The organism is Pseudoclavibacter sp. RFBB5 (assembly GCF_002931555.1).
GTDB lineage: Bacteria > Actinomycetota > Actinomycetes > Actinomycetales > Microbacteriaceae > Pseudoclavibacter.
Window position 1 is genome coordinate 293,879 of the sequence record NZ_PSTZ01000007.1, and the last position, 13,324, is coordinate 307,202.

13 protein-coding genes are annotated in these 13,324 nt (G+C 69.7%); 10 read left to right on the forward strand and 3 right to left on the reverse strand.

Annotated features, from left to right (window positions below; translation table 11 throughout):
- Positions 1-75: 75 nt before the first annotated feature.
- Genes C5B97_RS09325 through C5B97_RS09350 form a run of 6 tightly spaced genes read left to right on the forward strand, consistent with a single transcriptional unit; the run spans position 76 to position 8,125 of the window.
- Positions 76-1,677, forward strand: a complete 1,602-nt coding sequence (locus C5B97_RS09325) for an ABC transporter substrate-binding protein (protein WP_104311818.1) — start codon at positions 76-78, stop codon at positions 1,675-1,677.
- 3 nt (positions 1,678-1,680) lie between these two features.
- A complete protein-coding gene (locus tag C5B97_RS09330; RefSeq protein ID WP_104311819.1) occupies positions 1,681-2,718 on the forward strand; it encodes an ABC transporter permease in 1,038 nt (345 codons plus the stop codon).
- Positions 2,715-3,710 carry an ABC transporter permease gene (locus C5B97_RS09335; protein ID WP_104311820.1) on the forward strand — a complete coding sequence of 332 codons (996 nt, stop codon included), beginning with the start codon at positions 2,715-2,717 and terminating at the stop codon, positions 3,708-3,710. The genes C5B97_RS09330 and C5B97_RS09335 overlap by 4 nt, the downstream gene beginning before the upstream one ends.
- Positions 3,707-5,371, forward strand: a complete 1,665-nt coding sequence (locus C5B97_RS09340; RefSeq protein WP_104311821.1) for an ABC transporter ATP-binding protein — start codon at positions 3,707-3,709, stop codon at positions 5,369-5,371. Before C5B97_RS09335 ends, C5B97_RS09340 begins: the two co-directional genes overlap by 4 nt.
- Positions 5,368-7,410 carry an FAD/NAD(P)-binding domain-containing protein gene (locus C5B97_RS09345; protein ID WP_219819792.1) on the forward strand — a complete coding sequence of 681 codons (2,043 nt, stop codon included), beginning with the start codon at positions 5,368-5,370 and terminating at the stop codon, positions 7,408-7,410. The genes C5B97_RS09340 and C5B97_RS09345 overlap by 4 nt, the downstream gene beginning before the upstream one ends.
- Entirely contained in the window at positions 7,337-8,125 is a 789-nt protein-coding gene (locus C5B97_RS09350) for a DUF1684 domain-containing protein (protein WP_104311822.1), read from the forward strand. The genes C5B97_RS09345 and C5B97_RS09350 overlap by 74 nt, the downstream gene beginning before the upstream one ends.
- An 85-nt stretch (positions 8,126-8,210) precedes the next feature.
- Here C5B97_RS09350 and C5B97_RS09355 read toward each other — a convergent pair whose 3' ends face one another.
- Positions 8,211-8,639 (reverse strand): RNA-binding S4 domain-containing protein, encoded by a 429-nt coding sequence (locus tag C5B97_RS09355; protein WP_104311823.1) that lies wholly within the window; start codon positions 8,637-8,639, stop codon positions 8,211-8,213.
- A 126-nt stretch (positions 8,640-8,765) separates the two neighbouring features.
- On the opposite strand from C5B97_RS09355, the gene C5B97_RS09360 reads away from it, so the two are divergent.
- Positions 8,766-9,338, forward strand: a complete 573-nt coding sequence (locus C5B97_RS09360; RefSeq protein ID WP_104311824.1) for a CDP-alcohol phosphatidyltransferase family protein — start codon at positions 8,766-8,768, stop codon at positions 9,336-9,338.
- Here the strand turns inward: C5B97_RS09360 and C5B97_RS09365 are convergent.
- A complete protein-coding gene (locus C5B97_RS09365) occupies positions 9,310-10,125 on the reverse strand; it encodes a DUF3097 family protein (RefSeq protein ID WP_104252968.1) in 816 nt (271 codons plus the stop codon). The two genes, C5B97_RS09360 and C5B97_RS09365, sit on opposite strands and share 29 nt — an antisense overlap.
- A 311-nt stretch (positions 10,126-10,436) precedes the next feature.
- On the opposite strand from C5B97_RS09365, the gene C5B97_RS09370 reads away from it, so the two are divergent.
- The 3 genes from C5B97_RS09370 to C5B97_RS09380 all read left to right on the forward strand — a co-directional run bounded on the left by C5B97_RS09370 (position 10,437) and on the right by C5B97_RS09380 (position 12,368).
- Positions 10,437-10,862 carry an FHA domain-containing protein gene (locus C5B97_RS09370; protein ID WP_179557156.1) on the forward strand — a complete coding sequence of 142 codons (426 nt, stop codon included), beginning with the start codon at positions 10,437-10,439 and terminating at the stop codon, positions 10,860-10,862.
- A gap of 44 nt (positions 10,863-10,906) precedes the next feature.
- Positions 10,907-11,554 (forward strand): MerR family transcriptional regulator, encoded by a 648-nt coding sequence (locus C5B97_RS09375; protein ID WP_104311825.1) that lies wholly within the window; start codon positions 10,907-10,909, stop codon positions 11,552-11,554.
- Between the two features lie 271 nt (positions 11,555-11,825).
- Positions 11,826-12,368, forward strand: a complete 543-nt coding sequence (locus C5B97_RS09380) for a MerR family transcriptional regulator (protein WP_104252811.1) — start codon at positions 11,826-11,828, stop codon at positions 12,366-12,368.
- A 17-nt stretch (positions 12,369-12,385) separates the two neighbouring features.
- On the opposite strand, the gene C5B97_RS09385 is transcribed toward C5B97_RS09380, so the two are convergent.
- Positions 12,386-13,249 (reverse strand): ParA family protein, encoded by an 864-nt coding sequence (locus C5B97_RS09385; protein WP_104311826.1) that lies wholly within the window; start codon positions 13,247-13,249, stop codon positions 12,386-12,388.
- Between the last annotated feature and the right edge of the window lie 75 nt (positions 13,250-13,324).

Below are 13,324 nucleotides of genomic sequence, written 5' to 3' on the forward strand. Positions count from 1 at the left end.
CGAGATTTCGGCCGCCCGCTTCCGCGGGCGGCCGTCTTCCTAGTCTCTGGACATCCCCACCACGAAGGAGTCCAGATGACCCGCTCGACCAGATCCCTCTCCGCTGCCGCCCTCGCTGCAGTCGGCATGATGGCCCTGGCGTCGTGCGCCGGGCAGTCTGGGGCGACTCCGGCGGCGGATGCGGACCCCGTGCAGGGCGGCAACCTCCGCGTCGGCATCCTCAGCGACATCGGATGCATCGACCCGGCGCAGGTCGGCAACAACAACAACGTCAACATCGCCCGCCAGACCGTCGCGTCGCTCACGACGCAGGACGTCGAGACCGGTGAGGTGCTTCCGTGGCTCGCCGAGTCGTGGGAGATCTCCGACGACGCCAAGGAGTTCACCTTCACCCTCGCCGAAGGCCCGACCTTCGCCGACGGAACCCCCATCGACGCGGAGGCCGTCAAGGCGAACGCGGAGGGGATCCAGGCGCTCGGCGCGAAGTCGCCGCTGGGCAATCTCTACCTGGCCGGCCTCGAATCGGTGACAGTCGTTGACCCGCAGACCGTCACCTACACGTTCGCCGAGCCCTCCGCGCAGTTCCTGCAGGCGACCTCGACCTTCACGCTCGGGCTCGTCTCCACGGAGAGCAGCAAGCTCAGCCAGGAGGATCGCTGCGCCGGCGACCTCGTCGGCTCCGGCCCCTTCTCCGTCGAGTCCTACACGCCGAACGCCGAGACGGTGCTCTCAGCGCGTGAGGATTACGCCTGGGGAGCATCCACGACGGGCAACACCGGGCGCCCGTACCTCGACACCATCACGTACTCCGTCATCCCCGAGGCATCGACGCTCACCGGCTCGCTCCAGTCCGGCCAGCTCGACGTGTCGACCGACGTGTCCTTCGTCGACCTCGACCCGCTCAAGAGCGCAGGAGCAAGCGTCGAGAACCGCGCGAACCCCGGTGTCGTGTACAACCTCATCCCGAACGCATCTCATCCGATCCTGTCGGACGAGAAGGTGCGTCTCGCCGTGCAGAAGAGCATCAACCGCGAGGAGCTCCTCGCGCTCCTGACGCCGGAGGACAGCCCGGCGACCAGCGTGCTCGCAACGTCGACCCCGTACTACAGCGACAAGAGCGACATCCTCGAGTTCAACACCGAGGAAGCCGCCAAGCTGCTCGACGAGGCGGGCTGGACCGAAGGAGCGGACGGCGTGCGCGAGAAGGACGGGCAGAAGCTGAGCTTCGAGCTCGCCTACTGGCAGCCGACGACGAACGTGCTCGAGCAGGTGCAGGTGCAGCTGGCGGCCGTCGGCATCGACCTGCAGCTCCGCGAGGCGCCCATTGCCGACGTCACCGCCATCAACGACGGCACGCAGCCGTTCACCTGGGCCAACATCACGCGAGCCGACCCAGACGCGCTCCGCATCTTCTTCTCAGCCGAGGGCGGCAACAAGTACAACTACCGCGAGGTGGGCCCGATCGACGAGGTCCTCAACTCGCAGGCAGCCGTCATCGACGCGGATGCGCGCCAGACCTCGGTCGACGCCGCCGTCACGCAGCTGCTCGAGGAGGGCTACGCGGTTCCCGTCATCCAGCTCTCGACGAACCTCGTCCAGGCACCCGGAGTCCAGGGCACGCAGTTCGAAGCCTCCAGCCGGCTCGACTTCTCGGCAGCCTGGAAGGCCGCGGAGTAGTTCATGGTCCGCTACTTCGCCGCCAGGCTCGCCCTGGGGATCCTGGTCCTCTGGGCGGCCTTCACGCTGTCGTTCCTCCTGCTCTACCTGCTCCCCGGTGACGCGGCCGCAGTGGCCGCGGCCGGCGGAGGTGAGGGCGCGGCCGATCCTGCGGCCGTCGAGGCGCTGCGAGCGGAGCTCGGGCTCGACGCCCCGTTCCACGAGCAGTACCTCGCGGCCCTCGGCGGCGCGCTCGTCCTCGACTTCGGAAGCTCCGTGCAGAACGGCATTCCCGCGACCGAGGTGCTTGCCCGTGCCCTCCCGTCCACGGCGACGCTCGCCGGGGCGGCGCTTGTCCTCTCCGTCGTCGGCGGCGTCGGCCTCGCGATCGTCAGCAACCTCGTCCGATCAACCTGGCTGCGCGGCATCCTCCAATCGCTGCCGTCGCTCGCCATCGCCGTCCCGACGTTCTGGCTGGGCCTGCTCCTCCTGCAGGTCTTCTCCTTCCAGCTCGGCTGGGTGCCCGCCTTCGGGAGCACCGGATTCGTGGGGCTCATCCTGCCCGCGCTCACGCTGTCCATCCCGACGGGGGCCTACCTCGCGCAGGTGCTGACGCGCAGCCTCCACGAGACGCTCGCGCGTCCGTTCATCGAGCAGGCCAAGGCGAAGGGCGCGGGCGACACGCGCATCCTCGTCCGCCACGCTCTTCGCAACGCAGCCCTTCCGACCCTCACGATCGGCGGTGTGCTCGTGGGCCAGCTCCTCGCCGGCACCGTCGTCACCGAGACCGTCTTCTCCCGCGACGGCGTCGGCCGCATGATCGTGACCGCCGTCGCGAACCGCGATATCCCGCTCGTCATGATCGCCGTCGTCTTCGCCGCGGTCGTGTTCGTCGTGACCAACCTCATCGTCGACGCGCTCTACCCGCTCATCGACCCGCGCCTGACGCATTCCACCAGACAGCAGCGACCCTCATCGAGGCGCCGCACGACGCCGACGCTGACACCCGGGCTCGCCCCGAGCGAACCAGCCGACGCACGCAAGAAGGGGGTCCCAGCATGAGCCAGGCTCTTCTCGAGACCGTGCCGGGCGTCACCCCGCTCAGCCGCACGGAACGCTACGTCGCACCCAGCGGCCTCGACAACCCGGATATCCGCGACAACCCGGAAGGGCGAGGGCACGGGACCGCCGAGCGGACGCCGCAGCCGGTGCCGGAGCCGGTCAAGCCGTCGTCGTTCGCACGCTTCAGCGGCCTCCTGCGCCTCCCGTCCCTCATCCTCGCGCTCGTCGTGCTCGCCACGGTCATCGCCTGGGCGATCATCCCGTCCGTCTTCACGCCGTACGACGCCGTCAACGGAACCCTCCTCGACCGCCTGCAGCCGCCGAGCGCCACGCACCCCTTCGGTACGGACAACCTCGGCCGGGACACCCTCGCTCGCTTCATCTACGGATCGCAGACCACCCTCTTGGCCTCCGGCCTCGCCGTGGTCATCGCCCTCGGCACCGGCGCGCTCCTCGGCCTCCTCGCAGGCTACCTTCGCGGGCTCGTCGACGAGGCGATCATGCGGTTCATGGACGTCATCCTCGCGATCCCGGCGCTGCTGCTCTCGCTCACCATCATCACGGGGCTCGGCTTCGGGACGCTCAACATCGCCATCGCGGTCGGCCTCGCCTCGACCGCGGCCTTCGCGCGCATCATGCGCTCGCAGGTGCTCTCGGTCGCGACGGCCGGGTACATCGAAGCGGCGAAGCTGTCCGGCGCCCGCTGGCCCAGCATCATCTTCCGCCAGGTGCTGCCCGCCGCGATCACCCCGGTGCTCGCCCTCGCCGCCATCGAGTTCGGCGCAGCGGTGCTCGCCATCTCCGCGCTCAGCTTCCTCGGCTTCGGCGCCCCGCCGCCCCAGCCCGAGTGGGGCGCGCTCATCTCCGAGGGACGCGACTACCTGCAGGCCGCCTGGTGGCTCACGACGCTGCCCGGCCTCTTGATCGTCGCCGTCGTGCTCTCCACCGCCCGCCTCTCCCGCTGGCTCCAAGACCGAGGAGACCGCTCATGACGTCAACGCAGTCACCCGTCCCCAGCGAAGCTCCCGCCGGGCCCCTGCTCTCCGTGCGCGGCCTCCGGCTCGCCTACAAGGGGGCCACGACGCTCGCCGTCGCCGGTGTCTCCTTCGACGTCTACCCGGGCGAGCAGGTCGCGATCGTCGGCGAGTCCGGCTCCGGCAAGACGAGCGTCGCGAAGTCCATCGTCGACCTCCTCCCGTCGAGCACCGACGTCCGCGCGGACGCGCTCCGCTACGACGGGCTCGACCTCACCGCCCTCACCCCGCTCGAGTGGCGCGCCGTGCGCGGCGCACGCATCGGCCTCATCCCGCAGGACCCCTCCGCGTCACTCAACCCGCTGCAGACGGTCGGCTCGCAGGTCGCCGAAGTGCTGCTCATCCACGGCCTCGCGACGAAGAAGGATGCGCGCGCGCGAGCCGTCGAGCTGCTGGCGGATGCGGGCATCCCGGACGCTGCGAAGCGAGCAGCCCAGTACCCGCACCAGTTCTCCGGCGGCATGCGGCAGCGTGTCCTCATCGCGGCGGCGCTCGCCGCCTCACCGGGCCTCATCATCGCGGACGAGCCGACCAGCGCCCTCGACGTGACCGTGCAGCGACAGATCCTCGACCTCATCGCGGAACGCGCCGCCGTCGCCTCCACGTCGGTGCTCTTCATCACCCACGACCTCGGCGTCGCCGCCGACCGTGCGGACCGCATCCTGGTCATGCAGCACGGCGTGATCGTCGAAGCGGGACCTGCCGCGCAGGTGCTCGAGGACCCACAGCATCCGTATACGAAGCGACTCGTCGCGGCCGCGCCGACGAGGACCTCGACCCGGCTCGCGCCGGCGCAGGGCGCCCTCGCGATCGACCGAAGCAGGCCAGTGCTCGAGGTCTCCGGCCTCAGCAAGACCTTCCGGCTGCCCGGCGGGGCGCGCGTGGATGCGACGAAGGACGTCGCGTTCTCGATCGCGCGCGGCGAGAGCTACGCGCTCGTCGGAGAATCGGGCTCAGGCAAGAGCACGACGGCGCGACTCGCGCTGCTGCTCGAACGGCCAGACCAGGGCAGCATCCGCCTCGACGGCGTCGAGGTCGCCGGAGCACGAGGCGGCGCGCTCAGGGCATTCCGGCGTAGGACGGGACTGGTGCACCAGGATCCGTACTCCTCCCTCGACCCGCGCTTCACCGTCGCCGAGTCCATCGAGCAACCGCTGCGCGCCTTCGGCGTCGGCGACAAGGCCTCACGGCGGGCACGCGTGCTCGAACTGCTCGACGACGTCGCGCTGCCCGCGAGCTTCGCCGAGCGGCGCTCCACGCAGCTCTCCGGTGGGCAGCGCCAGCGCGTCGCCATCGCCAGGGCGCTCGCGCTCAAACCGGAGCTCATCGTGCTCGACGAGGCGGTGTCGGCGCTCGACGTCTCCGTGCAGGCGCAGATCCTGCAACTGCTCGTCGACCTCCAGGCAGAGCACTCGCTGAGCTACCTCTTCATCACCCACGACCTCGGCGTCGTGAGGCAGATCGCGGACAGGGTCGGCGTGCTCCGCGGGGGAGAGCTGCTCGAGGAGGGCACGGTCGACGAGGTCTTCGAGCGCAGCACCAACGACTACACGCGGGCGCTCGTCGACGCGATCCCGGGCGGGCGGCCCACCGAGCGCGTCCTGGAGGCCATCGCATGACCTCCGCCGCCAGGCTCATCGACAGCGACAGCAGCAAGGGGGCGCGCTGCATCGCCGTGCTCGGCGCGGGCCCGCGCGGCGCCGGACTGCTCGAGCGCATCGTCGCCAACTACGACGCCGACGCCACCGGTCAGCTGGTCGTGCACCTCATCGACCCGCACCCGCCGGGCGCCGGGCGCATCTGGCGCGACGCGCAGTCCGGGCTCCTCAAGCTCAACTCGCTCGCGGCCGACGTCACGATGTTCACCGACGACACGAGCACCATCGAGGGGCCAATCCGAGAGGGCCCATCGCTGGTCGAGTGGGCGCAGCTCGCGACGCGCGGCGCCCTGCCCGGGTACGAGCTCGACGCGGAAGACCCGCAGCTCGCCGCGGAGATCCGGGCACTGGGTCCCGCGAGCTTCCCCACCAGGCGGCTCCAGGGCCGGTATCTCGGCTGGTTCTTCGAGCAGGCCGCAGACGCCGCGCCGGAAGGGCTGACCGTGCTGGTGCACACCGCGCAGGTGACGGGCGTCACGACGCTCGAGAACGGCTCCCAGCGGGTCGAGCTCGATACGGGTGACGGGCTCACGGTCGACGTGGTCGTCTACGCCCTGGGCCACTCGGGAACGCGAGTGCATGAAGGGACGAGGACCGCCGAGCACAGCGACTTCGCGGCACGCCACGAGCTCGCGTACGTGCCGCCCTCGTTCACGGCGGACGCCGACTTCAGCGCCGTTCGAGCGGGGGAGCCCGTCATCGTCCGCGGGCTCGGACTCGCCGCCGTGGACCTGCTCGTGCTGCTCACCGAGGGGCGGGGCGGAACGTTCGTGCCGAGCGCGGACGAGGGACGTCTGACGTACCTTCCCTCAGGACGCGAGCCGCGCATCCTCGTCGGCTCCAGGCGCGGTGTCCCCTACCACTCGAAGGTCACCAGCGTGCTGCAGGGAGAGCCCTTCGAGACGCGGTACTTCACGCCGGACATCGCACGGGAGGTCGTCGCGCGGCACGAGATCCTCGACTTCCGCACGCACTTCTGGCCGCTGCTCGCGAAGGAGATGCTCCACGGCTACTACCGGGAGCTGTTCACGGGCCACCCGGAGCGCGTCCGCATCTCCTGGGTCGAGTTCCGGGCTGACCTCGACCGTCTCGGCGCGCAGTCTCCGGAGCTCCACGACGCGGTCGTCGCGGCGCTCGTCGACCCCAGCGACGAACTCGACATCGAGACCTTCGACCACCCCCTCCGCGGTGCCGTCGCCACGGACGTCGGGTCGGTCTCGGCCTCGCTGCACGAGTACATTCGCGAGGACCTGCGGCGCAGGAACCGGCAGGAGCACAGCGAGAGCCAGGGGCTCTTCCTGGCGCTGCTCTTCTCGTTCATGACCTTCGTCGAGTTCCAGGACGCGCCCAACTGGTCACCAGCTTCCCTCGCAGGCGACGTGCGCGTCTGGTGGAAGGGCTTCTTCAGCTACGTCGCCTCCGGCCCACCAGGGCACCGCCTCGACGAGCTCCTCGCGCTCAGCGAGGCCGGTGTCGTGCACTTCCTCGGAGGCGACCTCCGGGTCTGGGAAGACGAGGAGACCGGGGTGTTCCACGCGACGGGGAGCACGCTCGAGCAGGAGGTCTCGGCCCGCGCGCTCATCGACGCCTGGCTCCCGGACTCCGACGTCGCGCACACCGACAACGACGCCCTGCGCCAGCTCATAGCATCCGGCGAGGGGCGCGAGCGGATCGCGGCCACGCCGGAGGGCAGCCTCGCCACCGGCGTCATCGAGGTGCGGCGCGCTGACTCGCGCATCGTGCGGGGCGACGGCACGGCGCATCCGCGACGGTTCGCCGTCGGGCCGTACACCTCGAATCCGTTCGTGGGGGCCTTCTCGCGCCCGAGGACGAACGCCGTGTCATTTCGCGAGAACGACGCCGTCGCGCTGAGTACCTTGAGACTTGTCGGCGACATCAGCAGAGAGAACCAGGATCGGGAGCAGCATGAGCACGCAGCAGAGCACCACCACCGGAGACCAGTTCGGCAAGCGCTGGGCGGCCTGGCACGACAGTCGTGAACGCGCGGTCCGAGCCCCGTATGGGCCGGCGGCACTCGTCGCCACGAACTGGCTCGCCGACGGCGTCGAGCTCGAGCTCGACACCGTATCGGGCGCCTGGACGATCGAGGACGGGGCCATCGTCGGCACTGGCCTCGCCTCGAGCGGATACACGGATGCATCCGGTGAGGCAGTCGGAGATCGGGTCACGCTCACCGCGGGCGAGGAGCTCCGCGACGGCGAGCGCATCCTTCGGGCCTTCGCTCGCGACGACCAGCGCGCGCTTCGCGTGCTGGACCCGGCCGCGCCCGGACGCGCGGCGCTGCTCGGCATCGACAGCTACGCGCCCGGTGACGACTACGTCGTCTCCGCCACCTTCCGACCGTCGACCGAGCAGGTCGATGTGCTCCAGGCCGACGGCTACGTGTCCAGGAAGGACCTCGGCGGGAAGCTCGACTTCACGCTCGGCGGAGCCCGGTTCTCGATCGACGCCGACCACGCAGAGGCTGGACTGCAGGTCGTCTTCGCGGATGCGACCAGCGGCGACGAGAGCTACCGGTTCCGGTTCCTCACCGTCCCGGCGCCGGAGGCCGACGGGACGACCACGATCGACTTCAATCGCGCGTACCTCCCGCCGTGCGCCTTCAGCGACCAGTTCGTCTGCCCCACGCCCGCCGCAGACAACCGCCTGACGGTGCCGGTGCGAGCGGGGGAGCGCAACGCCATCACGGCGTAGGACTCGACGTTCCCGACGGGAGCTTCGTCCCGCCGGAGCCTGGTTCGGACCATCCGCGGGCGGCCGACACGCGTCGGCCGCCGGCTCAGTCCTCCGCGTCCCAGGGCTCCGGTTCGATGTCGCGCCCGCGGATGCGATCGATCTCGCGGCGCTCGCGCTTCGTCGGCCTGCCGGCACCTCGGTCGCGGAACGCGATGGGCGCCGCGAACTCGCGCGGGGGAGGCGGCGGTGAGTTGTCGATGAGCGCCTTCGCCGCGATCGGTGCGCCCACGCGCTTCTTGAGCAGCTGCTGCGCGACGAGGATCCGATCACGATCGGTGCGCACGCGAACCTCGTCGCCGACGTGGATGCGCTGGGCGGGCTTCGCCCGGTCGCCGTCGATCTTCACGTGCCCGGCCTTGCAGGCGGCTGTGGCGGCGCTGCGCGTCTTGAAGATGCGCACGGCCCAGAGCCACACGTCGACGCGCACGGACGCGGGGCCGGCTTGGGGGGAGCCATGCTCGTCGGGGTCCATCCGCTGATCGTAGCGAGTCCGTGGCCGTCCGCGGATCTCGGTGCGCCGGCGGCGAACGACGCGACCATCCCGGCGACACGCTGGGCCACCCAGTCGCTGGGCTGCGCCCGCTGAGACAATGGGCGCATGGCGAGCAGAGAGCAGGAAGCCCCGATGCGGTGGGCGACGCTGCCGAATGCCATCTCGGTGGCGCGGCTGCTCGTCTTCGTGCCGCTCACCATCTGGCTCGCCGCAGATGGCAGAGCACTCGCGGCGACCCTGAGCCTCGCAGCCTTCGGCGCTACCGACTGGATCGACGGGTTCCTCGCTCGCCGGCTCGGCCAGGTCTCACGGGTGGGGGAGATCCTCGACCCGGTCGCGGATCGACTCGGCATCATCGCCATCGGCCTCGGGCTCGCCCTCCTGGGTTATCTCCCGTGGTTCGTCCTCATCACGATCTTCGTGTGCGACGTGACTCTGCTCGTGATCGGGCTCACCCGACTCGACCGCGTCCGCGAGGGGAGAGTCAACCTGCTCGGCAAGGCCAGGTCGGCGTTCATCATGGTCGCGATGCCGCTCCACCTGCTCTCCTACGCCGCTCAGGTGCCCGCTGAGCCCCTGCGGGGCATCACGTGGTGGATGCTCGCCATCGGCACGGTCCTGCACGTCGCCGCTGGCGCGGTCTACGCCGTCAGGTACCTGCGCCGCCGGGCTCCGTGACGAAGTCGATGAGCTCCTCGACGCGGCCCAGCAGGGACGGCTCCAGGTCGCGGTAGTCGCGGACCTGCTCGAGGATGCGCTGCCACGCCCTCGCGGTGTCCGCCTGCTCCTCGGCTGGCCAGCCGAGCGCCCGGCAGATGCCCTTCTTCCAGTCCTGCCCACGGGGGATGACCGGCCAGGCCTTGAGCCCGAGGCGCTCGGGCTTGACCGACTGCCACACGTCGACGTACGGGTGCCCGACGACGCGGACGTGAGAGGCGCCGAAGCGCTTCGTGATGTCGTCCGCGATGCGCTGCTCCTTGGAGCCCTTGACGAGGTGGTCGAGCAGCACGCCGACGCGCCGCGTCTGGCTCGGGCCGAAGACGGTGAGCACCTCGGCGAGGTGGTCGGCTCCCTGCAGGAACTCGACGACGACGCCGTCGATGCGGAGGTCGTGGCCCCAGACCTTCTCGACGAGCTCCGCGTCGTGCTTTCCCTCGACGAAGATGCGACCAGCCCTGGCGGTGCGCGCCTTCGCGTCGGCGACGTGGAACGACCCGGATGCGCTCCTCGCGCGCCCGGACGGCTGCTTCGCGACCGGAGGGCCGAGGAGGACCGGCTCGTCCTCGAGGAGGAAGATCGAATCCGCCGGGAACGCCTTGCGCTGCCCGTCGAAGTCCAGCAGCGTCACGGTCTGCTTGTTGGCGGAGGCGAGGCGCCCGTAGAAGCCCGTGGCCGCGTCCTCGAGCCACATGCCGCTCGCCATGGGGACCTTGCGCGTCAGCGGGGCGGATTTGCGCGCCCGCATCTGTGCGACGGGATCACCGCCGTAGCGGTCGTCGAACGCGTTTTCGTCAGAAGAAGACAGGTGTGCCACCCACGGAGTGTACGCCGAGGGTGAAAACCGGCAACGATTCGGTCGCTCGTTTCGACAACACTCAGTCGTCTGACGCACAATGGCTGGCGGTGCTTGTGCAGTTAACCGACCGGAATTCGGGCACCCCCGATTCCGCTACGCTTGAGCACCGACTCGAGGAGGCAAATATGGCTGGGTCTGACGCTGAGGCGCGAACCCCTGACGGCGACGGCGTCGTCGATGAACAGACGCAATCGTCGACGATGTCGTTCACTGGCGATTTCAGCGCGCAACTCGCCGCGCTCATCGCCGGCGGTGTCTCGAAGGAGGAGATGGAGTCGATCAGCGCCCTTCCCTCCGGCTCCGCGCTCCTGATCGTGCGCAGGGGGTCCAACGTCGGGGCCAGGTTCCTGCTCGACACCGACCTCCAGGTCGCCGGTCGCCACCCGAACGCCGAGATCTTCCTCGACGACGTCACCGTCTCCCGTCGTCACGCCGAGTTCACCAGGCACGGCCGCGAATTCCACATGCGCGACCTCGGCTCGCTCAACGGCACCTACTACAACGGCGAGCGCATCAACTCTGCAGTGCTCACGAACGGCGGAGAGGTGCAGGTCGGCAAGTTCCGCCTCACGTTCTACAGCTCTCCGCTCGACACGAGCCTGACGTCCGCGTCTGCCGGGAACTGACGGTGGCCGCTATCGCGGCGGCTTCTTCCAGTGGGCAGGGCCGCATGCTCAGCATCGGACAGGTCCTCCAGCGGCTGAACGTCGAGTTCCCCGAGCTGAGTCCCTCGAAGCTGCGCTTCCTCGAGGACAAGGGGCTCGTGCATCCCGAGCGCACGCCCAAGGGCTACCGCAAGTTCTCCGCCGGCGACGTCGCTCGGCTGCGGGAAGTGCTCACCATGCAGCGGGACCTCTACCTGCCGCTCAAGGTCATCGCTGAGTACTTCGACGCGCTCGACCGCGGGCTCGAGCCCGAACTCCCGGGGTCCAGGGCACCGCAGCGGCAGACGATGCTCGCCGCGGGCACCGTGCTCGACCGCGCGCAGCTCCTCGAGCGCTCCGGCGCGAAGCCTGCACTCCTCGAGCAGGCCGTGAGCGCTGGGTTGATCCCGGCGGCCAGCCGATACCAGGAGGACGAGCTCACGATGCTGAGCACACTCGTCGAACTGGAGAAGGTGGGCATCGAGCCGCGACACCTCCGACCGTTCCGCGCCGCCGCGCACCACGAGTTCGGTCTCATCGAGCAGGCCTTGTCGACCAGCACTCGACGGGCTCGTTCGGGCGGCGAGGCGCACGAGCGGGCGCACGAGCTCGCCGAGCACCTCGAGTCCGTCCGACGGTCGCTCATCCGTCAGGCCGTCCGCGGTCGCAGGTAGCTTCACCCTCCACTTGAACGTCAGGTGGATTCGAACGGCGCAAGCCCTCTCCGCGACACGCCGCTGCGCGCATCCCGAAGCCCGAGATACAGGGCGAGTCGGGTCGGGATCACATCGTTGTCGTTCGGAAGTAGCCGAGTCGCACGCGCTCCAATAGAATCAACTCAGACGGCTCGGGACTTACCTCAAGTTCCCCTGTGGTAAGACCCACTGCTTCCGCCCCAGTTCTCCTGGGAGCTGAGCCAGTCGAAAACGTGTGAAAGGTGCAGGCATGAGCGAGCAGGGACAGGGCGACGCGCCAACCGGCGGCGAGTTGGTCTTCACCGACGGCATTCCGGACCTCGATCCGGGTTCCGGCTACCGCGGCGCCGTTGCCGCGAGAGCCGCCGGCATCACCTACCGTCAGCTCGACTACTGGGCTCGGACGGGACTCGTCGAGCCGACAGTGCGCGGTGCGAAGGGGTCCGGCTCCCAGCGTCTCTACTCGTTCCGGGACATCCTCGTCCTCAAGCTCGTCAAGCGACTGCTCGAGACCGGCATCTCGCTCCAGCAGATCCGCACCGCGGTCGACCAGCTGCACGAGACCGGCGTCGTCGACCTCGCGCAGACGACCCTCATGTCGGACGGTGCGAGCGTGTACCTCTGCACCTCGAACGATCAGGTCATCGACCTCGTGCACCGCGGTCAGGGCGTCTTCGGCATCTTCGTGGGCCAGGTGCTCCGAGAGGTCGAATCGACGCTCGTGGACTTCGAGCAGCAGACCATCGACCCAGTCGACGAGCTCGCAGCTCGCCGCGCAAGCCGCGCGAGCTAGCCGCCGAGCCCCGCACCCTAGCTGTTCGACCGGCCCCGCTGACGCCCACGCGTCACCGGGGCTTCGTCGTCGGTACCCGCGGCGCTGGCATACGGGCCGAGGCGTCCCGCACGCATGATGCGCTCGAGGAGCGTGTCGAAGCTCGCGGCCATCTCCTCGGCGGAGCTCCCGGGCCACAGGTGCACGGGCTTGGCCGCGCCCGTGGCCTGCTGGAGCGACGTCCGCTCAGGCAACGCGGGGGAGAGGACAAGCGGTCCGAACATGTCGCGCAGCTCGCCGAGCCTGAACTGGTGCTCGATCGACTGATGCTTCGCCCGGTTGACGATGATGCCGAGCGGCTGCAGCCGCGGCGAGAGCTCACGCCTGATCTCATCCACCGCTCGGAGCGCGCGGTCTGCTGCCGCCACCGAGAACAGTCCCGGCTCCGTCACGACGGCAACACGGTCAGAGGCCGCCCAGGCTGTCCTGGTGAGCGCGTTGAGGGATGGCGGGCAGTCGATGAGGACCAGGTCGTAGTCGGCTTCGACGACGGCCAGGGCCTCCTCGAGGCGCCAGATCTCGCGGATCGACGGGTTCGGGGTGTCGAAGCTCAGCGCCGCCGGGCTTCCGACCATGAGGTCGATGACGCCGTGGCCTCCCTCGCCCCACGACGAGCGGGCGATCGCGGCTCGCACGGTGCTCGGCTTGGGAGAGCGGAGGACGTCGGCGATCGTGGCGCCATCCTGCGCGCGCGCGTCGAGCCCAGTCGAGACATCCGACTGGGGATCCAGGTCGACGACGAGGGTTCTGAGCCCGCGGGCCCAGGCGGCGGAAGCGAGGCCCAGGGTCACCGTGGTCTTGCCGACGCCGCCCTTGAGAGAACTGATGCTGAGGACGAACACCAGCCCAGGCTACATTCACTAGGCTTGCGTCACGTTGCTGCAAGCCCCTGTCGTTGTTGTCGGAAGGTGGAACAC

Excerpts from the sequence above, each read along its gene's own strand:
- C5B97_RS09325 (WP_104311818.1), top strand. The coding sequence starts at position 76 with ATGACCCGCTCGACCAGATCCCTCTCCGCTGCCGCCCTCGCTGCAGTC.
- C5B97_RS09330 (WP_104311819.1), top strand. The coding sequence starts at position 1,681 with ATGGTCCGCTACTTCGCCGCCAGGCTCGCCCTGGGGATCCTGGTCCTC.
- C5B97_RS09335 (WP_104311820.1), top strand. The coding sequence starts at position 2,715 with ATGAGCCAGGCTCTTCTCGAGACCGTGCCGGGCGTCACCCCGCTCAGC.
- C5B97_RS09340 (WP_104311821.1), top strand. The coding sequence starts at position 3,707 with ATGACGTCAACGCAGTCACCCGTCCCCAGCGAAGCTCCCGCCGGGCCC.
- C5B97_RS09345 (WP_219819792.1), top strand. The coding sequence starts at position 5,368 with ATGACCTCCGCCGCCAGGCTCATCGACAGCGACAGCAGCAAGGGGGCG.
- C5B97_RS09350 (WP_104311822.1), top strand. The coding sequence starts at position 7,337 with ATGAGCACGCAGCAGAGCACCACCACCGGAGACCAGTTCGGCAAGCGC.
- C5B97_RS09355 (WP_104311823.1), bottom strand. The coding sequence starts at position 8,639 with ATGGACCCCGACGAGCATGGCTCCCCCCAAGCCGGCCCCGCGTCCGTG.
- C5B97_RS09360 (WP_104311824.1), top strand. The coding sequence starts at position 8,766 with ATGGCGAGCAGAGAGCAGGAAGCCCCGATGCGGTGGGCGACGCTGCCG.
- C5B97_RS09365 (WP_104252968.1), bottom strand. The coding sequence starts at position 10,125 with ATGCGGGCGCGCAAATCCGCCCCGCTGACGCGCAAGGTCCCCATGGCG.
- C5B97_RS09370 (WP_179557156.1), top strand. The coding sequence starts at position 10,437 with ATGTCGTTCACTGGCGATTTCAGCGCGCAACTCGCCGCGCTCATCGCC.
- C5B97_RS09375 (WP_104311825.1), top strand. The coding sequence starts at position 10,907 with ATGCTCAGCATCGGACAGGTCCTCCAGCGGCTGAACGTCGAGTTCCCC.
- C5B97_RS09380 (WP_104252811.1), top strand. The coding sequence starts at position 11,826 with ATGAGCGAGCAGGGACAGGGCGACGCGCCAACCGGCGGCGAGTTGGTC.